Below are 19,886 nucleotides of genomic sequence, written 5' to 3'. Positions count from 1 at the left end.
TTTTAGGATGTCCAGATGGTGGGAGAAGCACGACAGCAGCCGCGTACGCTGGCGGAGAAGGTGTGGGACGCGCACGTCGTACGCACTGCCGCGGGTGAGCCCGATCTGCTCTACATCGACCTGCACCTGCTGCACGAGGTCACCAGTCCGCAGGCGTTTGACGGCCTGCGCATGTCCGACCGCCCCGTGCGGCGCCGCGACCTGACGATCGCGACCGAGGACCACAACACGCCTACCGACAACCTGCTGACGATCAGCGACCCGGTGTCACGCACCCAGATCGAGACGCTGCGCCGTAACTGCGCCGAGTTCGGCATCCGGCTGCACTCGCTCGGCGACGAGCAGCAGGGCGTGGTCCACGTCATGGGACCGCAGCTCGGCCTCACCCAGCCCGGCATGACCATCGTGTGCGGCGACTCGCACACCTCCACGCACGGTGCATTCGGCGCCCTCGCGTTCGGCATCGGTACGTCCGAGGTGGAGCACGTCCTGGCGACGCAGACGCTGTCGCAGGCGCGCCCGCGCACCATGGCGGTCAACGTCGTCGGCGAGCTCGGCCCCGACGTCACCGCCAAGGACCTGGTGCTCGCGCTCATCACTCAGGTGGGCACAGGCGGCGGCCGCGGGCACGTCGTGGAGTACCGCGGCCCGGCGATCGAGAAGCTGTCCATGGAGGGTCGGATGACCATCTCCAACATGTCGATCGAGTGGGGCGCCAAGGCCGGCATGATCGCGCCGGACGAGACGACCTTCGCTTACATCGAGGGCCGGCAGTACGCGCCGAAGGGCGAGGAGTGGGAGCGTGCCAAGGAGTACTGGCGCAGCCTCCGCACCGACGACGGCGCCAAGTTCGACACTGAGGTGACGCTGGACATCTCGCAGCTCACCCCGTTCGTCACCTGGGGCACCAACCCGGGCCAGGGTGCGCCACTGGGCGGCTTCGTCCCCAGCCCGGACGACTTCGCCGAGAGCGCGGAGCGTGTCGCCGCGCAGAAGGCGCTGGAGTACATGGCGCTCACTCCCGGCACCGCCATGCGCGAGATCCCGGTCGACGTGGTGTTCCTGGGCTCGTGCACCAATGGCCGGCTCGAGGACCTGCGCGCCGCCGCCGAGGTGCTGCGCGGGCGCCAGGTCGCCGACGGCGTACGGATGCTCGTGGTGCCCGGTTCGGCCTCTGTGCGCGCGGCCGCGGAGCAGGAGGGTCTCGACCAGGTCTTCACCACCGCCGGCGCCGAGTGGCGCTTCGCCGGCTGCTCCATGTGTCTGGGCATGAACCCGGACACGCTGAAGCCGGGCGAGCGCTCCGCCTCGACGTCCAACCGCAACTTCGAGGGGCGCCAGGGCCGCGGCGGTCGCACCCACCTGGTTTCGCCCCCGGTCGCCGCGGCGACCGCCGTTGCCGGTCACCTCGCCGCCCCCGCCGACCTGAACTAAAAGGGACACGAACACATGGAGAAGTTCACCGTCCACACCGGCACCGCGGTACCGCTGCGCCGGTCCAACGTGGACACCGACCAGATCATCCCCGCCGTCTACCTCAAGCGCGTCACCCGCACCGGGTTCGCCGACGGACTGTTCAACGCCTGGCGTTCCGATCCGGAATTCGTGCTCAACAATCCGGTCTACGAGGGCGCCTCAATCCTCGTCGCCGGGCCCGAGTTCGGCACCGGATCCTCGCGTGAGCACGCCGTTTGGGCACTCCAGGACTACGGATTCCGGGCCGTCGTCGCCCCCCGTTTCGGTGACATCTTCCGCGGCAACGCGCTCAAGGCCGGGTTGCTGCCCGTCGAACTGGGCCTCGAAAACGTCGAGACCCTGTGGGCCGCGATCGAGGCCGACCCGGAGCTCGCGGTAACGGTCGACCTGGAGTCCCGCCAGTTGCGTGCGGGCGCCCACGAATGGGACTTCCCACTGGACGATTTCAGTCGTTGGCGGCTGCTGGAAGGCCTCGACGACATCGGCCTCACCCTTCGCCACGAGGACGCTATCACCGCCTTCGAACAAGGCCGTCCGGAGTGGACACCCGTCGTTCACTAGCCCCCGCAGGGGCGTCTCGATGAGCCGCCGGTCAAATCCGTTACTCCACAACGATTTCTTTTCCGTCATATGTTTGTATCCTGTGTGCGTTGGGATACCTTGCCCACAGGGACTTCAATTCTGGTACGGGAGGAAACGTGAACAAGGCCGAGCTCATCGAGGCGCTCAGCGCTCGCCTGGGCGACAAGAAGTCGGCGAACGCGGCGCTGGACGCGGTACTGGCCGAGATTCAGGCCGCCGTGACCAAGGGCGACAAGGTCGCCATCACCGGTTTCGGCGTGTTCGAGAAGCGCATCCGTGGTGCGAGAACCGCCCGCAACCCGCGCACCGGTGAAGCGGTGAAGGTGAAGAAGACGTCGGTTCCCGCGTTCCGCGCTGGCGCCAGCTTCCGCGAGATGGTCGCCAGCGGCAAGGTGCCGAAGGTCGCCGCGGCAAAGAAGGCCGTCGCGACCAAGGCCGCCGCGAAGGCGACGACCGCCAAGGCCACCACGGCCAAGGCCACCACGGCGAAGGCGAAGGCCGCTCCGGCCAAGGCCGCCGCCACCAAGGCCGCTCCGGCCAAGGCTGCCGCCACCAAGGCCGCGCCGGCGAAGAAGGCCGCCGCCAAGACGACCCGCGCCGCGGCGTCCACGGCGGCGCGCAAGACGACGACGGCCACCACGGCCGCGGCCAAGACCACCACGGCCGCCAAGAAGGCGCCTGCCAAGAAGGCCGCAGCCAAGTAAGGAAGCAGGCAACGAAAAGGGCGGCTCCGAATCACGGCGCCGCCCTTTCGCCTTTCCGCTTTCGACTACCGCAGCGTCACCGGCGTCAGCCGATCCCGCCCGACGATGCGCCCGTCCGAGAAGCACAGCACCCATCCGGCGCCCTTACGGGTGTGGAAGTTGACGTCGCTGCGCTTCGTCAGCGCCGCGAGCAGCGGCGGCATCAGCTTGCCCTGGCTGCACACCACGGTCGTGCCACCGCGCTTGGCCAACTCGGCCAGCGCCGCGGCGGCCGGCTCAGGCTCCTGCAACTCGTCGAACGTCGCGTCGACCTCCATCGGCAGCCCCAGCGGCTCCACGGTCTGGCGGCACCGCAGGGGGGTGGCCGACACCACCCGGTCCGGCCGTAGCAGCGCCAGAAGCCCGCTCAGGGCCCGCGCGTCGCGTTCCCCGGCGGGTTCCAGGGGCCGCTCGGCGTCCGTGCCGGTCCATTCGTCCCGTCGGCCGGCCTTCGCATGCCGTACCAGCGCCACCACCGCGGTGACCGGCGGCAGGCCCAGGAACGCGCGCACCACGCCCCGGTCGTGCGCGTAGCTCAGCGCCGACTGCGCGTCGGCGACCGGCACCCACCGGGCCTCCTCGATCTCGTCATCGGCCGGCCGCGGCACCCACGCGGCCGCGCGCATCGACCAGAAGTCGACGAGCTTCTCCACGCCCGGCTCGCCGGTGAGGTATCTGATCGAGGGCAGCCGCACCTGCGGTACCGCCTCCACCGACGTCTCCTCGAACACCTCGCGGACCGCGGCGGTCAGCTCGTGCTCGCCCGGGTCGAGCTTGCCCTTGGGCAGCGACCAGTCGTTGTACCGGGGCCGGTGCACGAGCACGATCTCCGGCGCGCCGCCGCTGGTGTGCCGCCACACGACGCCGCCCGCGGCGCGAACCACCGAATTCACTTCAGCCATGCGATGTTTTTATCCTCCAGTACCAACTCCCACACGGCCGGGAACTTCGCGCGGGCGCGCGTGACCGAGGCTCGCTCGCGTTCGAACAGCCGCCCCGCCGTGACCGCCAGGGTGTGGTCGCCGGGCGCGTCCGCGGCGGCGTCCAGCCACGCGTCCGCAGCGATCGCGGCGTCCTGATGCTCGCCGAGCACGCCCTGCGCCCGCGCGATGGCCTTCGCCAGCAGCAGCGCGTCGGGGCCGACGACCGCCGAGACAGCGTCGGCGGCGTAGCGGGCCCGCTTCGCCCGCTTGCGGACCTCGTGCCATTCGTCGTCGGGCAGGTCCGGGGTCAGCTCGCCGGCGCCGGGCGCACCGCCCCCGCCGGACACCAGCCGCAGCCACGGCTTACGCACGATGCCCGGCAGCACCTCGTCGGCGCGCTCCCGGGCCAGCGCCGACAGCCGCGGCGTTTGCACGGCCTCGACGAGCGCGTCGAGCAGCTTCACGTACCGCCGCGAGTGCAGCGCCGCGTCCAGCGCCGCCAGCGCCGGCTCCTGCCGTGCCGCCAGCGCCGCGTCGATGCGCTCCACCGCCTCCGGATCCGGCGGTACGAGCGGGTCGGCGGCGGCCGTACGGTGCAGCCTCGCCCGCAGCACCTCGACGTCGCGCGCGCCCCCGAGCGCGGCGGCCAGCCATGCCAGCTCCGCCCGCAGCCGCGCCGTCCAGGCCGGGTCCAGCAGCGCCTGGAAAGTCTGCAGGTCGCTGCGCAGCCGGCGGGTGCCGACCCGCATCTGGTGCACCGGAGTGTCGCCGTTGGGCATGATCGCGCGCAGCCGCGCGAACGGGTCGTGCTTGAAGATGCGCGCGACGTCGCGGCGGATCGCCTCGGTCACCACGTCGCCAGCGCGGGGCCGGCGCCGCAGCGGCGCGGGTACGGCCAGAACCGGCGCCTCCAGCTGGCCCATCGCCCGCACGTGTTTGGGCACGAAGTCGCCCGCCTCCGCGCCCGCGCGCAGCAGCAGCCGTTCGATCTTGTCCAGCAGCTTCGGCTCGCCGTCGACCCGCTCGACCTCGATCTCGCGGAACCGGTGCGCGACCTTGCGCCCGTCGAGGACGCTCACGACGTCGTCGGCCACCTCGGCCAGGACCGCGCCGTCACGGTCGGCGACCTCGTAGACGGTCCGCACCGTGCGCAGCACCGCAGCGGGTCCGAGGGTGCGCCCACGCCGGTACGCCGTCACCAGGTCGAGCAGGTCTGGCGGCACCACGCCCGCGCCCGCGGCCGGGCGGGAGTGCTCATGGCGCACCCCCACCGTCGAGGACGGCAGCTTGACCGTCCAGACCTTCGCCGGGGCGTCGTTCTTGCGGTGCCGCAGCGAAACCCCGTGCCGGGCGAGCAACCGTTCGGTGGTGTCGTAGTAGGTCGCCCGCAGCGTCACCGGCTTCCGCGCGCTCACCCGTCCGGCGGCGCCGAGGTCCGGCATCCTGAACGCGTCGTCGACCTGGTACTTGCGCTCTTCCTCCAGCATTCAGTCACCCTAAAGGTTGAACCGGCTCACTCCGCCCGGTCGACGATGCGGCGCAGCAGGGCCTCCTGCGGGTTTCTGCCCGGCCGTCGGTGCCACTCGCCGTTGCCCGACAGCTCGAAAGCCCCCGTCTCGTCACGCATCATCAGGCTCAGCACCCGGTGCAGTTCCTCGGTCGCCGCCGGGTCGGTCACCTGCACCAAGGCCTCCACGCGGCGGTCCAGGTTGCGGTGCATGAGATCCGCCGAGCCGATCCAGTACTCCGCGCGGGCGCCGTGGCCGAACCGGAACACCCGTGAGTGCTCCAGGAACCGGCCCAGGACCGAACGGACCCGAATGTTCTCCGACAGGTCCGGTACGCCCGGGCGCAGCGCGCAGATGCCGCGCACGATCAGATCGACCCGCGTCCCCGCGCGGCTTGCCCGATACAGCGAGTCGATGACCTCCTCGTCGACCAGCGAGTTCACCTTGAGCTGCACGAGGCCGCCGGCGCCGAACGCGACCTCGCGCTCGATCCGCTCGATGATGCCGCGGCGCACACCGTGCGGCGCGACGAGCAGCCGGCGGTACGACGTCTGTCGGCTGTAGCCGGTGAGCACGTTGAACAGGTCGGTCAGGTCAGCGCCCACCTCCGGGTCGGCGGTCAGCAGGCCGTAGTCCTCGTAGAGCCGCGCCGTCTTCGGGTGGTAGTTGCCGGTACCGACGTGGCAGTAGCGGCGGATGTGGTTGCCCTCCTGCCGCACCACGAGGGCCGTCTTCGTGTGCGTCTTGAGCCCGACCAGGCCGTATACGACGTGGCAGCCCGCCCGCTCCAGCGTCCGCGCCCAGCCGATGTTGGCCTGCTCGTCGAAGCGCGCCTTCACCTCGACGAGCACCACCACCTGCTTGCCCGCCTCGGCCGCGTCGACGAGCGCGTCGACGATCGGCGAGTCGCCGCTGGTGCGGTACAGCGTCAGCTTGATCGCCAGCACGTTGGGGTCCGCGGCGGCCTGCTCGATGAAGCGCTGCACGCTCGTGGAGAACGAGTGGTACGGGTGGTGCACCAGGATGTCGTGGTCGCGCAGCCGCGCGAAGACGCTGCGCGGTGTCTCACCCTCGGCGAAGTGCGGGTGCGTCGCCGGTACAAAAGGAGGGTCCTTCAAATCCGGACGATCGACTCCGTTGTACACCTCCCACAGCGCCGTCAGGTCCAGCAGACCCGGCACCCGCAGCACGTCGTGCGAGTCCATGTCCAGCTCGCGCACGAGCAGTTCCAGCACGTGGTCGGAGATCGACGCGGCGACCTCCAGCCTTACCGGTGGCCCGAAGCGCCTCCGCGCGAGCTCCCGCTCCAGCGCCTGCAGCAGATCCTCGTCGCGGTCCTCGTCGAGTTCCACCTCGGCGTTGCGGGTCACCCGGAAAAGGTGATGCTCGACGACCTGCATGCCGGAGAACAGCTGCCCGAGGTGCGCCGCGATCAGCTCCTCGACGGGCAGGAAGCGCATCACCCGGGCGCCGTCGCGCGCGGCGTGCAGCGCGAAGAACCGCGGCACGTTGTTGGGCACCTTGATCCGCGCGAACAGCTCCGGCCCGCCGTCCTTCTCCCGCACCACCACGGCCATGTTCAGCGACAGGCCCGAGATGTACGGGAATGGGTGCGCCGGGTCCACCGCCAGCGGCGTCAGCACGGGGAAGATCTGCTCGCGGAACGACGCGCGCATCCGCTCCCGCTCCGCCGGGTCCAGGTCCGTCCAGCGGACGATGTGGATGTTCTCCGCGGCCATCGCCGGCGCGATCTCCTCGGCGAAGACCCGCGACTGCCGCGACATCAGCGCGGACGTGCGCTCGGCGATCTGCTCCAGCTGCTCCGTCGGTGGCAGGAACCCGGGCCGCCGCACCGGCAGCCCGGTCTGCAGGCGCCGCTTCAGCCCCGCGACGCGCACCATGTAGAACTCGTCGAGGTTGCTGGCGAAGATCGCGAGGAACTTGGCCCGCTCCAGCAGCGGCGTGGCCGGGTCCTCGGCCAGCGTCAGGACACGCGCGTTGAAGTCGAGCCAGGACAGCTCACGGTTGAGATACCGGTTCTCCGGCAGCGGCTTCTCTCCCTGCTGTACCCGCAGTGCCTCCCCTTCGGCCGCGAGCGACTCGGTGTCGAGGCCCCCGCCGACGGCCTCCGGTTCTTCGGCAGGGGCGTCCACGCGGTCGGCGGCGTGCCCGGCGCCGCCCGCACTCTCGACGGCCTCGTCCCCGATCGTGGCCGAGCCCTTTGCCACAGCGTCCGCCCCGGCCGCGTCCTCGGTGGCTACGACGCCCCCGAGCGCCGCTCCCACGTCCTCGCCCGGCACCGCTACGGCCTCGTCGGCCGGTGCCGCAGCAACGCTCTCCAGGCCCGTCTCGCCTTCCGCTGGCGCCTTGGCGTCCGCACCCTCCGCCAGAACCGCGGCCTCGGCACCTTCTGCCGGCGCGGTGGCGTCCCTGCCTTCAGCCGGGACCGCGATGGCTGTGGCGCCCGCCGGGGCTGAGGTGCCTGCTGCTTCCGCGCCGGCGGCGGCCTCCGCAACGGCCACGCCGTTGGTGTCCGACGGGCCCACGGCGGCCGGCTGGATCACTGGCTGCTTTGCGGCGTCCGTTGCTTCGACGCCGCCGGCCTGCGTCGCCGACTTCGCGGCAGCCGCCTGCGTAGCTCGATCCGCGCCAGCCGCGAGTGTCACGGATTTGGCGGTGGCCACCCGTGCCGCCGACTTCGCGACCGTCGCCTGCGACGGCGACTTCGTGGCAGCTGTCCGCGTCGCCGGTTTCGCGGCAGCCGCCGCGTGCGTCGCCGGCTTTGCGCCAGCCGCGTCCGTCGCGGATTTGGCGGCGGCCGGCTTCCGGGCGGCCGCATGGGTCGCTGGTTTCGCGGCAGCCGCCCTCGGCGCGGGCTTAGCGGCGTCCGTCCGCCTGCCGGGCTTCGTCTCGGACGCTCCTGGGGCGGTCTCCGCGCCGCCGGTCGGCGGCTTCGGCTCCGTCGACTCCGCCGGACTGTTGACGGCGCGCGCGGGCGCGGTCGACTTCGTCGGGGCCTTCTGCGCCGGCACCAGCTCGGACGCCTTCGTCGTGTCTGTCATGGCCTCGTTCACCGTGACCTCGCTCACCGTGGCTTCGTCGGCCGCTGCCAGCCGTGCGACCTTTGTGGCTCGACGAGCCCGAGTCGGGGCCCCGCTCCCGCTGGATCTCGTCGTTTCGGGTGGTGCACTCGCCGGATCGGGCCGCTGGGCGGCATTGCGCGGGCCATTTCGACCGGTCGTGCTCTCGTCCACCGGATCATCATGGCCTGCTCGTGCCGATCTCAACATGAACTTCCCGCTGCTTGGCGAATCACGGCAGGGTCGGGATGGTGACCTTCGTGATCGTGCCCACATCGTCGTGGTCGAGCCGCACCCGCTGGCCGAGTCGCAGGTGCCGCAGCCCGGATGCGTCGAACGCCGCGGCCGGGAACGTCACCTCGACCCCGTCGTCGAGCAGCACCGTGCCGGTGCGACTCTCGTCGTCGAACGTCGCCACTGTGCCCTGCATGCCAATCACGCTACCGTGCAGAGGACTTGTCCGGTATGTGTGCCGAGTCCCAGTCGCACCGCCGTATCGAGATCGGCCGCTGTGTCCACGTCGCGTCGAAGGCTCGGCCACGCCCCGTCGAGCCGCACCGCGCCCGAGCGCAGGTGTGCCGCAGCCGATCCAGGCCCGAACTGCGGCGCCAACGCCTCCCCGGCCGGCGTCGCGAGCAGCACGGTCCCGGTGCCCTCGAGGTCCGGCACGAACGCCCGCCTCCCTGCCCGCGCGGCCGCGATCAGGGCGGACTCGAGATCCTCGGGCCGCATGGCCGGCAGGTCCGCCGTCAGCGCGACCACCGCGATCCCGCCCGCATCCGCGCGCCCCACGTCGATGCGCGCCGCGTCCGCGCCTGCGACACCCATGTGTGCCGCGTCCGCACCGTTCAGACCGATGTGCGCCGCGCCCGTGCGTTCCGCCCGGATGCGCGCCGCGTCCGCGCCTCCGATGCCGGTATGGACTGCCTCCATCCGGTCTACGCTGATGTGCGCGCCGTCTACGCGACCTGCGCCGATGTGCGCGACGTCTGCGGGCCCGGCGTCGTCGATGGGGCTGGCGTCCGCGGGTGCCGCGTCGGTGAGGCCACGGCCGTCGGGTGAGGGGCCGTCCGACCGGTGGCGAGGCGTGGGCGCGCGCCGGGCGGCCTCGGCGCCGTACGACAAGGCTGCGTTGAGGCCAGCGGCCGGGGCATCGGGCAGGCACAGCGCGCCCAGGGCGGTCAGCTCGGCGCAGACCGCGGCGTCGTCGCAGATCACCACGACGCGTGCTATCGCACGGCAGGCGAGCGCGGCGGCCACCGTGTCGCGAGCCATGGCCAGCACCAGATCCGGGTGTACGGCTTCGGGCACGGCGCCGCGCAGCCGCGTCTTGGCCGCTCGCAGGGGTTTGACCGGCACCACAGCCACCCAGGCGGGCGCCCGGTGGGGAGCCGTCGGCTGAGTGGACGACTGGCCGTGGCAATGCATGAACCATCCTGACACGGCCACCCGGCGCCCGGCAGTGGCATGATTCGCAGCAGAACCGTGAGGGGAGGGTGAGATGGTGCGCCGGAGGCTGGGCTTCTGGCGGCGTTTCGCCGTCATGACCGTCAAGCCCGTGATCCAGGTGCTGACCCGTCGCACCTGGCGAGGCATGGAGCACATCCCGGCCGAGGGTGGGGTGATCATCGTGGTCAACCACATCTCCCACGCGGACCCGCTGGCCGTCGCGCACTACATTTACGACGCGGGCCGGTGGCCGTCGTTCTTGGCCAAGTCCAGCCTGTTCGAGGTGCCCGTGCTCGGATACCTGATGAAGTCCGTGCACCAGATCCCGGTTCGCCGCGGCACCACCGACGCCGTCAAGGCACTCGAGGCCGCCCGGGCGGGCGTGCGCGAGGGCGAGGCTGTGGTCATCTACCCGGAGGGCACCACGACCCGCGAGCCCGACCTGTGGCCGATGCGCGGCAAGACCGGCGCCGCCCGGCTGTGGCTGGACACCGGGGCGCCCATGATCCCGATCGTCATGTGGGGGCCGCAGCGGCTCTACGACCCGCGCACGAAGAAGCTCAAGCTGCTCCCTCGCGCGAAGGTGACCATCGTGACGGGCGACCCCATCGACCTGTCCGCCTGGGCGGACGCGCAGCCGACGGCGCAGGTCCTTGTCGAGATCACCGACCACATCATGCTGCACCTGCGCGACATGCTGGTAGAGATCCGGGGCGGCACCCCGCCGCCGCTGTGGACCCCGAAGCGCACCGCGCAGCGACCCGAAGAGCAGGCGGCATGAGCATTCAGCGCGCGGCGGTCCTGGGCGCCGGCTCGTGGGGCACGGTTTTCGCCAAGATCCTGGCCGACGCCGGTACCCCTCAGGTCACCATCTGGTCGCGCCGCCCCGAGGTTGCAGCCTCGATTCGGGAGCAGCACCACAACCCGGACTATCTGCCCACGATGTGGTTGCCGGATGCGGTCACCGCGACGTCCGACGCGTTCGAGGCGATCGAGGGGGCCGACCTCGTCGTGCTCGCCGTGCCCTCGCAGACGCTCCGCCACAACCTCACCGCCTGGCGCGAGTCGATCGGCGCGGACGCGACGCTCGTCAGCCTCATGAAGGGCATCGAGCTCGGCACGCTCAAGCGGATGAGCGAGGTGATCGTCGAGGTCGCCGACGTCGAACCGGAGCGCGTCGTGGTGGTCACCGGCCCAAACCTGGCGCCCGAGATCGCCGCCGAGCAGATCGCGGGCAGCGTCGTCGCCTGCCGTGACGTCCGCCGCGCGGAGCTCGTCCAGCGCGCGATCAGCACGCGGTACCTCCGGCCGTACACCAACGACGACGTCGTCGGCTGCGAGCTTGGCGGCGCCGTGAAGAACGCCATCGCGCTCGCCTACGGGATGGCCTCCGCGCTCGGGTTAGGCGACAACACCAAGGCCACGCTGATCACTCGCGGCCTGGCGGAGACCGCCCGCCTGGGCGCGGCCCTCGGCGCCAATCCGATGACATTCGCCGGCCTCGCCGGCCTGGGCGACCTCATCGCGACGTGCTCCTCGCCGCTGTCGCGCAACCGTACGTTCGGCGAGCGGCTCGGGCGCGGCGAGACCCTGGAGCAGGCGCAGCTCGCGACCCGCCAGACCGCCGAGGGCGTCAAGAGCTGCTTGTCGATCCGTGATCTCGCGCACAGCGTCGGCGTCGAAATGCCGATCACGGAACAGGTCGAGCAGGTCTGCCACGAGGGCGTCGACCCGCTCAAGGCCATTGCCGCGCTGATGGCGAGAGGGACGAAGCCGGAGCGCCCGGGCGTCCCCTCGACCGGCCAATGACCGCCGAATTCCCGGACGCGACCGCCGTGCCGGCGGCCGATGCCGCGTCCGGGCCGGAGGCCGGCCGGGTGGGTGGGTCGGCGGCCTCGTCGCGTGCGGACGCGCGTGGCGACGGCACGCGCGTCGTTCACGCCGGAGTGCCGGCGCCGGTCGCGGGGGAGCCGTTCCTGCCCTCGCCGGTGTTCGGGGCGCCCTACCATCTCGATCCGGTCGCCGGGCCACAGCCGGGCGTGGACGGGTACGGGCGGACGGACAACCGGACGTACCGCCTCCTGGAGCAGGCAATCGGCGAGTTGGAGGGCGGCGAGTGCGTCGTGTTCGCCTCCGGCATGGCCGCGATCACCGCGGTCCTGCTGGCCACGCTGCGTGGGGGCGACACCGTCTTGCTGCCCGGCGACGGGTACTACCTCACCCGCGCCTTCGCCGCCGAGCACCTGCCCGGGCGCGGGATCGAGGTGCGCACGATGCCGACGGCGGGGCCGTACCCGGCGTTCGACGGCGTCCGCCTCCTGCTGCTGGAGACGCCGTCCAATCCGGGCCTGGACGTGTGCGACGTGGCCGACCTGGCCGCGCGGGCGCATGCGTGCGGGGGTCTGGTCGCCGTGGACAACACCACGCCGACGCCGCTCGGGCAGCGGCCGCTCGACCTGGGCGCGGACTTCTCGGTCGCCTCAGCCACCAAGGCGCTGACCGGCCACTCCGACATGCTGCTGGGCTACGTGTGCGCGCGCGACCCGGAGTTGATCGCGACGATCCGCACATGGCGCGCGCGGACGGGTGGCATCCCGGGGGCGTTCGAGGCCTGGCTCGCCCACCGGTCGCTCGGGACGCTCGACCTGCGCCTGGCGCGTCAGACTGCGAACGCGGCTGCCGTGAGCGAGCTGCTAGCCGGCCATCCGGCGGTCGCGTCCGTGCGGTGGCCCGGGCGCCCGGGCGATCCCGCGTTCGAGGCGGCGGCCCGGCAGATGCGCCGCGTGCCGGGCGTGGTGACGTTCACGCTGGCCGACAAAGCAGCCGTGGAGCGCTTCCTGGCCGCGTCCGATCTGGTGTTCGCCGCCACGTCGTTCGGGGGGCTGCACACCACGGCGGACAGGCGGGCGCAATGGGGCGATGACGCCCCCGAGGGCCTCGTCCGCTTCTCGTGTGGCGTGGAGGACACCACCGACCTGGTCGCGGACGTCCGCCGCGCTCTGGACGCCGCGCTGGGCTGAGGCGGACCAAAGGCACGGTGGCGCGGACGTGACCACGATCGCGCGGTCGCCGCGACCAGCGCGTGTAGGCGGCGGTCAGCTCGCGGATGGGGCGGTCAGCGAAGTGGCGGCCGCGCCGCCAGAGGATGCGGGCCCGAACGAGGGGAGGGCTCAGCAGTGCACAGAGCCGGGGTCTGTGGCGGGCACGGTGGCGACGATCGGTGCTGAGAGATTCACCAGCCAGGAGCCGTCGGTGGACTTCGGCACCACGACGCGGAGGGCCACCTCGCGGTCCACGCTCTGCCAGACGGTCTCGCTGTGGCGCTCCTGCGGGAACCAACATACGCCCGACAGGCCGAGCAACTGCGCGTCCTGTGGAACCGCCGGTTTCGACACACCGCAGGACAGCACGATCGGCGGGTCGCCGAACGCGGCGTTCTGCTCGCCGCCGGCGGTCACCGCGCGGCGTGGGAGGCCGCCGAGCGTTTCGGGCAGCTTCGAAACCAATGCACGGCACACCGTGGCCGGGCGCGAAGCGAGTTCGGGTGCCTCAGCGGGTACAGCTGCCAGGTTTTGCGGCTTTTCCGCATGGTCCGGGAAGCCGCCCAGGCCCCAGAAGGCGAGCAGGCCGGCCACCAGCGCGACGGGCAGTGCCGCGAGGGTCGCGATTTTGGCTGGGCCCGCTGCGGGGCGCGTCGTGTCCGCGGTCACTGCAAGTGCACCACCGAGCAGGTGACAGTGCGGGTGATTCCCGGCACCAACTGGACCTTCGAGACGATGAGCTGCCCCAGCTCGTCGATGTTGCGCGCCTCCGTGAGGACGACGACGTCGTAGGGGCCGGTGACGGCGTCGACGCGGACCACGCCGTTGAGACCTTTGATGGCCGAGGCCACGTCGCGTGCCTTGCCGACTTCTGTTTGGATCAGGATGTATGCCTGTACCACGACACGACTCCCTCCCTGCGCCATACGAGCGCTGATCAGGACGTCAACCTACCGCAAGAATGGAATCGGCAAATCAGCCGCCGTGCGTGATCATGCCAGGACACGTGGCGTCGGCGACACTATCGAGCATCATGTTGGAGGACGGGTGACCCTAGCAACCGCCGGGGAGTTCGGGCTGATCTCGCGGGTGACGGCCCGGCTCGGGGCGGCGTCGCCCTTTGTTCTGCTCGGGCCCGGGGACGACGGGGCGATCGTCGCGGCCCCGGACGCGCGCGTCGTCGCGAGCACGGACGTGCTGGTCGATGGGCGGCACTTCCGCCGTGACTGGTGCAGCGCGCGTGACGTCGGCCACCGCGCCGCCGCGGCCAACCTCGCCGACATCGCCGCTATGGGCGCGCGCCCCACCGCGCTCCTGGTGGCTCTCTGCGCCCCCGCGGACCTGCAGGTCTCGTGGGCCGAGGAGCTCGCCGACGGGCTGGCCGCGGAGGCGGCCAAGACGGGCGCCGCCGTCGTGGGCGGGGACACGTCGGCGAGCCCGACGCTGACCATCGCGGTGACCGCGCTCGGGGACCTGGAGGGGCACGCGCCGGTGGTGCGCACGGGCGCGCGCCCGGGCGACGTGGTGGCCGTGGCCGGGCGGATCGGGCACGCCGCGGCCGGGTACACGATCCTGTCGCGCGGATTCCGCTCGCCGAAGCTGTTGGTCGACGCCTACCGGCGGCCCGAGGTGCCGTACCATCTGGGCCCGGTCGCCGCGCGGATGGGTGCGACGTCGATGATCGACGTGTCCGACGGGCTGCTCGCCGACCTCGGCCACATCGCGGTCGCCAGCGGCGTCGGCATCGACCTGCGTCGCGACGCGTTCAGCGTGCCCGAGCCCATGCGTGACGCCGCGACCGCGCTGGGTGTCGACCCGCTCGGCTGGCTCCTCGCCGGCGGCGACGACCACGCCCTCGCCGCCACCTTCCCACCGGACATCGAGTTGCCGGCCGAGTGGCTGGTTGTTGGCACCGTCGTTCCGTCCAGTCTGGTCACAGTGGGTGACGGCGTGACCGTCGACGGGCGCAGGTACAGCGGGGGAGCGCCCGGCTGGGATCACTTCCGGTGACGGAATCCCGCCGAAGCAGTAAGGGCTGTCGCGGCCCGTACCCTTTACGCTCGTGATCGAGATCGACATCCGACTGACCCGCTACGGCTCGCGGGTCGCCACCGAACTCACCACCGCCGCGCTCGCCGACCTGAGCGAGCGGTACGGCGGCGAGGGGGACACCACCCCGATCGTGCCGGGCGAGTTCGACCCGCCGGAGGGGGCGTTCCTCGTCGCCTACCAGGACCACACGCCGGCCGGCTGCGTCGGCTTCCGCACGTTCGCCGCCGACGAGACGACGGCGGAGCTCAAGCGGCTCTACGTGGCGCCGCAGTTCCGCGGGCGCGGCGTGGCGAAGGCCCTCCTGACCGCCGTGGAGGACGCGGCGCGGCAGGCTGGGCGGCAGCGGATCTGGCTGGAGACGGGGACCGCTCAGCCCGAGGCGATCTCGCTGTACGAGCGGAGCGGATATGCGCGAATCGAGGATTTCGGGCACTACAAGGGGTATCCGGACGTGCGGTCGTTCGGGCGCGAGCTCTGACGCTGCGGCCCGGTTGCCCGAGCACGACAAAAGGCCCCGTGACCGCGTCACGGGGCCTTGCGCCAGGCTGAGTCAGCCGCGGACGACCTTGCCGGCCTTGAGGCAGGAGGTGCAAACCTGCACCTTCCGCGTGGTGCCGCCACCGGCCGGGGTGCGCACCGTCTGAATGTTGGGGTTCCAACGGCGGTTGGTCCGCCGGTGCGAGTGGGACACGTTGTGGCCGAAGCCCGGTCCCTTGCCGCAGACGTCGCACACGCTAGCCACGGGGATCTCCTGGGATTGATTGCAGTCTCGGGTCGGAACGGGCCCGCTTCGCGGGTCTCGCTCCAGGCGTCACCGGCCGGGTGAGCGGCGGGCAACCCGGCAAGGTTACCTGATCCCCGCCCGTGACACCCAATCGGCCCTGTCGGCGGCGCATCGGTGGGGAATGGACGACCTCACCGTTAGGCTCTGGCGCGTGCCAGACAGCGTGGACGCCGCGACCGTCCGCCGGTGGTGTGCCGCCGGCCTCGACGCGCTGCGGCGCCATCGGGCCGAGATCGACGCGCTCAACGTATACCCGGTCCCGGACGGCGACACCGGCACCAACCTCGCGCTGACCATGGCCGCCGCCGCGGAGGCCGCGGACGGCGCCACGGTGGGCGATGTCCTGCGCGGCGCGGCGCGCGGCGCCCTGCTGGGCGCCCGGGGCAACTCGGGGATCATCCTGGCCCAGCTGTTCAAGGGGCTCGCCGACGCCCTGGACGGCGTGGTCGCGGCGGACGCGGGGCAGCTCGCCCGGGCGCTGGACGAGGCCGCCCGCGGCGCCTACCGCGCGGTCGCGGCGCCGGTGGAGGGCACGGTGCTCTCCGTCGGCGCGGCCGCCGCTCGGGCCGCGCTGGCCGTGGCTCCCGTGGCCGGCGCGTGGCCCGGGGGCGTCGCCGCCGTGGCGAGGGCGGCCGCCGACGGGGCGCGTGTCGCGCTCGCACGGACGCCCGAGCAGCTGCCCGCGCTCGCCCAGGCCGGCGTCGTCGACGCCGGCGGGCGGGGCCTCGTGGTGCTGCTCGACGCGCTGGTCCAGACGCTGACTGGCGAGGCACCGCCGCCCGGGGGCGCGCCCGGGCCGGCGACGCCGCCGGATCCGCGACCGGGCGGGACGATGCAGCGCGAGGCGGGCTCGGAGGAGTACGCGTACGAGGTGCAGTACCTCCTGCACGCCAACGCGGCGGCGGTCGAGGCCCTGCGCGGCGTCCTCGCGGGGCTCGGTGACTCCCTCGTGGTGATCGGCGACGAGCCGACCTGGCACGTCCACGTGCACGTCAACGACATCGGTGCGGCTATCGAGGCGGGCGTCGAGGCCGGGAGGCCGAGCCGGATCTCGGTGACCCGGTTCGCCGACCAGATCGCTGCTCGCGCGGAGGTCCAGCGACCCCGGGCCGCCGCGGCCGTGCCATCACCGAGCGCCCCGCCCGAGGTGCGCGCGAGGCTGGGCGTCGAGGCCGAGGTGCGCGCGAGGCTGGGCGTCGAGGCCGAGGTGCGCGCGGAGGCGGGGGCGAGGGCCGAGGTGCGCGTGGGGGTGGGCGACACAACCGGCGTGCGCGCGGGGGCGGGCGAGACGGGCACCGCCGAGGCGGAGCGCCGGGAGCGCGGTGACGCTGAGCACGGGGAACGTGCGGGAGTTGGGCGCCAGGAGCGCGCGGTGGTCGTCGTGTGCAGCGGCCCGGGCCTTGCCTGGCTGTTCGAAGCCGAGGGGGCCGCGGTGCTGAGCGGCAGCCCCTCCACCGGCGAGATCCTCGACGCGATCCGGGGCACGGGCGCGGGCCGCGTCGTGGTGCTGCCCAACGACCCGAACGTCCTGGCCGTCGCCGCGGCCGCCGCCGCGGAGGCGCGCGCCATGGGCGTCAGCGCGGGCGTGGTGCCGACCCGCTCCCCGGTGCAGGCGCTGGCCGCGCTGGCCGTGCGCGACACCGACCGCCGGTTCGAGGACGACGTGATCGCCATGGCGGAGGCGGCCGCGCGGTGCCGCTCGGCCGAGGTCACGATCGCCAGCCGGGAGGCGCTGACGGTGGCCGGGCGGTGCCAACCGGGCGACATCCTCGCGATCGTGGACGGCGAGGTCAACCTGATCGGGCAGGATCTGTCGCAGACCGCGTGCCGGCTGCTGGACCGGATGCTCGCGGGCGGCGGTGAGCTCGTCACCCTCGTCGCCGGCCGGGACGCGCCCGAGGGCCTGACGGCCGCTCTGACGGCGCACGTCGAGGGCTCCTGGCCCTTCGTCGAGGTCCAGTGCTACGAAGGTGGTCAGCCGCATTACCCACTGCTTGTGGGAGTGGAGTAGCAACGAGACGGGGAAAGAGCCGAAGTGGCCGACATCGACCTGACCACGCCGCTGCAGAAGGTGCTCGGGGGCAACGGCGCGAAGCTGCTGGCTGAGCACCTGGACCTGCATACGGTCGGCGACCTGGTTTACCACTTCCCGCGCCGCTACGAGGAGCGCGGTGAGCACACCGACATCCGGGCGCTGGAGATCGACACTGACGTCACTGTGTTCGGGCAGGTCAAGCGCGTGACGTCGCGGCAGTTCACGCAGCAGCGAGGCAGCACGCGCGGCAAGCGGGGCTCGCTGGTCGAGGCGATCATCGGCGACGACAGCGGCGGCGAGATCAGCGTCACGTTCTTCAACCAGCCATGGCGGGAGAACCAGCTGCGCCCGGGCCGGTGGGGGCTGTTCTCCGGCAAGGTCGGCCGGTTCAACCAGAAGCTGCAGCTCAACCAGCCCGACTACGTGCTGCTCGACGCCGGCGAGGGCGAGGAGGCGGTGGAGGAGTTCGCCGGCGCGATCATCCCGGTGTACCCCGCGACCGCGCGAGTGCCGACGTGGCGCATCGCCGCGGCGGTGCGCACCGTGCTCGACATCCTGCCGCCCACGCCCGACCCGGTGCCGGCGACCACGCGCGCGGGCCGCCGGCTGTCCGCGCTGGACAAGGCGCTGCGCGAGATCCACCGCCCGGAGTCGCAGCAAACGCTGGCGATCGCACGGCGGCGGCTGAAGTGGGACGAGGCGTTCGCGCTGCAGCTGACGCTGGTCCAGCGCAAGAAGCGGGCGCAGGACTGGCCCGCGGTGCCGCGCCCGCGCCGCGAGGACGGGCTGCTCGCGACGTTCGACGCCGGCCTGCCGTACGAGCTGACCCGCGGCCAGCGCGACGTCGGCGACGAGATCGCCGCCGACCTGTCGCGGCCGCACCCGATGCACCGGCTGCTGCAGGGCGAGGTCGGCTCCGGCAAGACACTGTGCGCGCTGCGCGCGATGCTGCAGGTCGTCGACGCCGGCGGCCAAGCGGCGATGCTCGCCCCGACCGAGGTCCTGGCCGCTCAGCACCACCGCAACGTCGTGGACCTGCTCGGCGGCATGGCGCGGGCCGGCGAGCTCGACGCCGCCCCGGAGGCCACCCGGGTAGCGCTGCTGACCGGGTCGCTGGGCGCGGCCGCGCGCCGCCGCGTCGTGGAGGAGATCCGCGGCGGCAGCGCGGGCATCATCGTCGGCACCCATGCGCTGCTCTACGAGGGCGTCGACTTCGCCGACCTCGGCCTCGTCGTCGTCGACGAGCAGCATCGCTTCGGCGTCGAGCAGCGCGACGCCCTGCGGACCAAGGCCGACCAGCCCCCGCACGTGCTCGTCATGACCGCCACGCCCATCCCGCGGACGGTCGCCATGACCGTGTTCGGCGACCTGGAGACGTCGGTGCTCAGCCAGTTGCCGCGCGGGCGCTCACCGATCGCCTCGCACGTCGTGCCGGTCGCCGAGAAGCCCGCGTTCCTGGACCGGGCCTGGCGGCGGCTGCGCGAGGAGGTCGCCAAGGGCCATCAGGCGTACATCGTGTGCCCGCGCATCGGCGACGCCAAGTCCGACGGCGAGGACGTCCCGCCGGTCGGCGACGACGGGCGCCGGCCCCCGGTCGCGGTCCTGGACGTGGCGCCGCAGCTGGAGGACGGGCCGCTGCACGGCCTGCGCATCGGGGTGCTGCACGGACGCCTGCCCGCCGACGAGAAGGACGCGGTGATGCGCTCCTTCGCCGCCGGGCAGCTGGACGTGCTGGTCGCCACCACGGTCATCGAGGTCGGCGTCGACGTGCCCAACTCGACGATGATGATGATCCTCGACGCCGACCGGTTCGGCGTCTCGCAGCTGCACCAGCTGCGCGGGCGCGTCGGGCGGGGCAGCGCGCCCGGGCTGTGCCTGCTGGTCACCGAGTCGGGGGAGGGCACACCCGCGCGGGCGCGACTGGACGCGGTCGCCTCCACCACCGACGGGTTCAAGCTCGCCGAGCTCGACCTGGAGCAGCGCCGTGAGGGCGACGTGCTGGGCGCCTCGCAGTCCGGCCACCGCTCGCACCTGCGGCTGCTGTCGCTGCTGCGCGACGCCGAGCTCATCGGGGAGGCCCGCGCGGAGGCGGCGCAGCTCATCGGGGAGGACCCGGAGCTGGAGCGGCACCCGGCCCTGGCCGCCACGATCGCGCGATTGGTGGACGAGGAACGGGCGGAGTACCTGGAGAAGGGCTGAACGTGAGTCAGATC

The 19,886-nt window shown here is 72.4% G+C and carries 17 protein-coding genes and 1 pseudogene; 10 read left to right on the top strand and 8 right to left on the bottom strand.

What is annotated here, in order from left to right; all coding sequences use genetic code 11:
* Positions 1-15 precede the first annotated feature (15 nt).
* The 3 genes from leuC (at position 16) to AB0367_RS12110 (ending at position 2,762) form a co-directional block, all read left to right on the top strand.
* The gene (leuC, locus tag AB0367_RS12120) at positions 16-1,434 is read left to right on the top strand and encodes a 3-isopropylmalate dehydratase large subunit (RefSeq protein WP_366226267.1); all 1,419 of its coding nucleotides are present in this window, start codon (positions 16-18) and stop codon (positions 1,432-1,434) included.
* 15 nt (positions 1,435-1,449) lie between these two features.
* Positions 1,450-2,037, top strand: coding sequence for a 3-isopropylmalate dehydratase small subunit (gene leuD, locus AB0367_RS12115; protein WP_366226266.1), 588 nt, complete (start codon positions 1,450-1,452; stop codon positions 2,035-2,037).
* Between the two features lie 137 nt (positions 2,038-2,174).
* Positions 2,175-2,762, top strand: coding sequence for an HU family DNA-binding protein (locus AB0367_RS12110; protein ID WP_366226433.1), 588 nt, complete (start codon positions 2,175-2,177; stop codon positions 2,760-2,762).
* Between the two features lie 65 nt (positions 2,763-2,827).
* On the opposite strand, the gene AB0367_RS12105 is transcribed toward AB0367_RS12110, so the two are convergent.
* The 5 genes and pseudogenes from AB0367_RS12105 to AB0367_RS12085 all read right to left on the bottom strand — a co-directional run.
* Positions 2,828-3,703 (bottom strand): NUDIX domain-containing protein, encoded by an 876-nt coding sequence (locus AB0367_RS12105; RefSeq protein ID WP_366226264.1) that lies wholly within the window; start codon positions 3,701-3,703, stop codon positions 2,828-2,830.
* Positions 3,691-5,211, bottom strand: coding sequence for a CYTH and CHAD domain-containing protein (locus AB0367_RS12100; RefSeq protein ID WP_366226262.1), 1,521 nt, complete (start codon positions 5,209-5,211; stop codon positions 3,691-3,693). Before AB0367_RS12100 ends, AB0367_RS12105 begins: the two co-directional genes overlap by 13 nt.
* 26 nt (positions 5,212-5,237) lie before the next feature.
* Positions 5,238-7,532, bottom strand: coding sequence for an RNA degradosome polyphosphate kinase (locus AB0367_RS12095; RefSeq protein ID WP_366226432.1), 2,295 nt, complete (start codon positions 7,530-7,532; stop codon positions 5,238-5,240).
* 1,012 nt (positions 7,533-8,544) lie between these two features.
* A complete protein-coding gene (locus tag AB0367_RS12090; RefSeq protein WP_366226260.1) occupies positions 8,545-8,742 on the bottom strand; it encodes a cold-shock protein in 198 nt (65 codons plus the stop codon).
* A gap of 5 nt (positions 8,743-8,747) precedes the next feature.
* A pseudogene (locus tag AB0367_RS12085) lies at positions 8,748-9,065 on the bottom strand (2-phospho-L-lactate guanylyltransferase); the annotation flags it as partial.
* Between the two features lie 748 nt (positions 9,066-9,813).
* Between AB0367_RS12085 and AB0367_RS12080 the strand changes: the two are divergent.
* The 3 genes from AB0367_RS12080 to AB0367_RS12070 are packed head-to-tail and all read left to right on the top strand — an operon-like array spanning position 9,814 to position 12,781.
* Positions 9,814-10,542 carry a lysophospholipid acyltransferase family protein gene (locus tag AB0367_RS12080; RefSeq protein WP_366226259.1) on the top strand — a complete coding sequence of 243 codons (729 nt, stop codon included), beginning with the start codon at positions 9,814-9,816 and terminating at the stop codon, positions 10,540-10,542.
* Positions 10,539-11,570, top strand: a complete 1,032-nt coding sequence (locus tag AB0367_RS12075; protein ID WP_366226257.1) for an NAD(P)H-dependent glycerol-3-phosphate dehydrogenase — start codon at positions 10,539-10,541, stop codon at positions 11,568-11,570. The genes AB0367_RS12080 and AB0367_RS12075 overlap by 4 nt, the downstream gene beginning before the upstream one ends.
* Positions 11,567-12,781 (top strand): cystathionine gamma-lyase, encoded by a 1,215-nt coding sequence (locus tag AB0367_RS12070; protein ID WP_366226256.1) that lies wholly within the window; start codon positions 11,567-11,569, stop codon positions 12,779-12,781. Before AB0367_RS12075 ends, AB0367_RS12070 begins: the two co-directional genes overlap by 4 nt.
* Positions 12,782-12,931: 150 nt before the next feature.
* On the opposite strand, the gene AB0367_RS12065 is transcribed toward AB0367_RS12070, so the two are convergent.
* Complete coding sequence (locus AB0367_RS12065) at positions 12,932-13,471, bottom strand: DUF3515 domain-containing protein (RefSeq protein WP_366226254.1); 540 nt, start codon at positions 13,469-13,471, stop codon at positions 12,932-12,934.
* On the bottom strand, positions 13,468-13,704 hold the full coding sequence (locus AB0367_RS12060; protein ID WP_366226253.1) for an Lrp/AsnC ligand binding domain-containing protein: 237 nt from the start codon (positions 13,702-13,704) through the stop codon (positions 13,468-13,470). The genes AB0367_RS12065 and AB0367_RS12060 overlap by 4 nt, the downstream gene beginning before the upstream one ends.
* A gap of 145 nt (positions 13,705-13,849) precedes the next feature.
* Here AB0367_RS12060 and AB0367_RS12055 point away from each other — a divergent pair, with 145 nt between their 5' ends.
* Together AB0367_RS12055 and AB0367_RS12050 are read left to right on the top strand one after the other, a co-directional pair.
* Positions 13,850-14,812, top strand: a complete 963-nt coding sequence (locus AB0367_RS12055) for a thiamine-phosphate kinase (protein ID WP_366226252.1) — start codon at positions 13,850-13,852, stop codon at positions 14,810-14,812.
* 52 nt (positions 14,813-14,864) lie between these two features.
* On the top strand, positions 14,865-15,332 hold the full coding sequence (locus AB0367_RS12050) for a GNAT family N-acetyltransferase (protein ID WP_366226249.1): 468 nt from the start codon (positions 14,865-14,867) through the stop codon (positions 15,330-15,332).
* A 72-nt stretch (positions 15,333-15,404) separates the two neighbouring features.
* On the opposite strand, the gene rpmB is transcribed toward AB0367_RS12050, so the two are convergent.
* Positions 15,405-15,596: a 50S ribosomal protein L28 gene (gene rpmB / locus AB0367_RS12045; RefSeq protein ID WP_190249618.1), complete on the bottom strand. Its 192-nt coding sequence runs from the start codon at positions 15,594-15,596 to the stop codon at positions 15,405-15,407.
* A 193-nt stretch (positions 15,597-15,789) separates the two neighbouring features.
* Here rpmB and AB0367_RS12040 point away from each other — a divergent pair, with 193 nt between their 5' ends.
* Positions 15,790-17,649, top strand: a complete 1,860-nt coding sequence (locus tag AB0367_RS12040) for a DAK2 domain-containing protein (RefSeq protein ID WP_366226247.1) — start codon at positions 15,790-15,792, stop codon at positions 17,647-17,649.
* A gap of 24 nt (positions 17,650-17,673) precedes the next feature.
* On the top strand, positions 17,674-19,872 hold the full coding sequence (recG, locus tag AB0367_RS12035; protein ID WP_366226246.1) for an ATP-dependent DNA helicase RecG: 2,199 nt from the start codon (positions 17,674-17,676) through the stop codon (positions 19,870-19,872).
* Positions 19,873-19,886: the final 14 nt, after the last annotated feature.

It is taken from the genome of Dactylosporangium sp. NPDC051484 (assembly GCF_040689395.1).
Taxonomy (GTDB): Bacteria; Actinomycetota; Actinomycetes; order Mycobacteriales; family Micromonosporaceae; genus Dactylosporangium.
Note: the sequence above shows the minus strand (reverse complement) of the source record. Positions and strands in the feature narration are given on the sequence as shown.

Bases quoted from the DNA above. Each gene is read 5' to 3' on its own strand.
- AB0367_RS12105 (WP_366226264.1), bottom strand. From the start codon at position 3,703: ATGGCTGAAGTGAATTCGGTGGTTCGCGCCGCGGGCGGCGTCGTGTGG.
- AB0367_RS12075 (WP_366226257.1), top strand. From the start codon at position 10,539: ATGAGCATTCAGCGCGCGGCGGTCCTGGGCGCCGGCTCGTGGGGCACG.
- AB0367_RS12100 (WP_366226262.1), bottom strand. From the start codon at position 5,211: ATGCTGGAGGAAGAGCGCAAGTACCAGGTCGACGACGCGTTCAGGATG.
- leuD (WP_366226266.1), top strand. From the start codon at position 1,450: ATGGAGAAGTTCACCGTCCACACCGGCACCGCGGTACCGCTGCGCCGG.
- AB0367_RS12070 (WP_366226256.1), top strand. From the start codon at position 11,567: ATGACCGCCGAATTCCCGGACGCGACCGCCGTGCCGGCGGCCGATGCC.
- AB0367_RS12090 (WP_366226260.1), bottom strand. From the start codon at position 8,742: ATGCAGGGCACAGTGGCGACGTTCGACGACGAGAGTCGCACCGGCACG.
- AB0367_RS12080 (WP_366226259.1), top strand. From the start codon at position 9,814: ATGGTGCGCCGGAGGCTGGGCTTCTGGCGGCGTTTCGCCGTCATGACC.
- leuC (WP_366226267.1), top strand. From the start codon at position 16: ATGGTGGGAGAAGCACGACAGCAGCCGCGTACGCTGGCGGAGAAGGTG.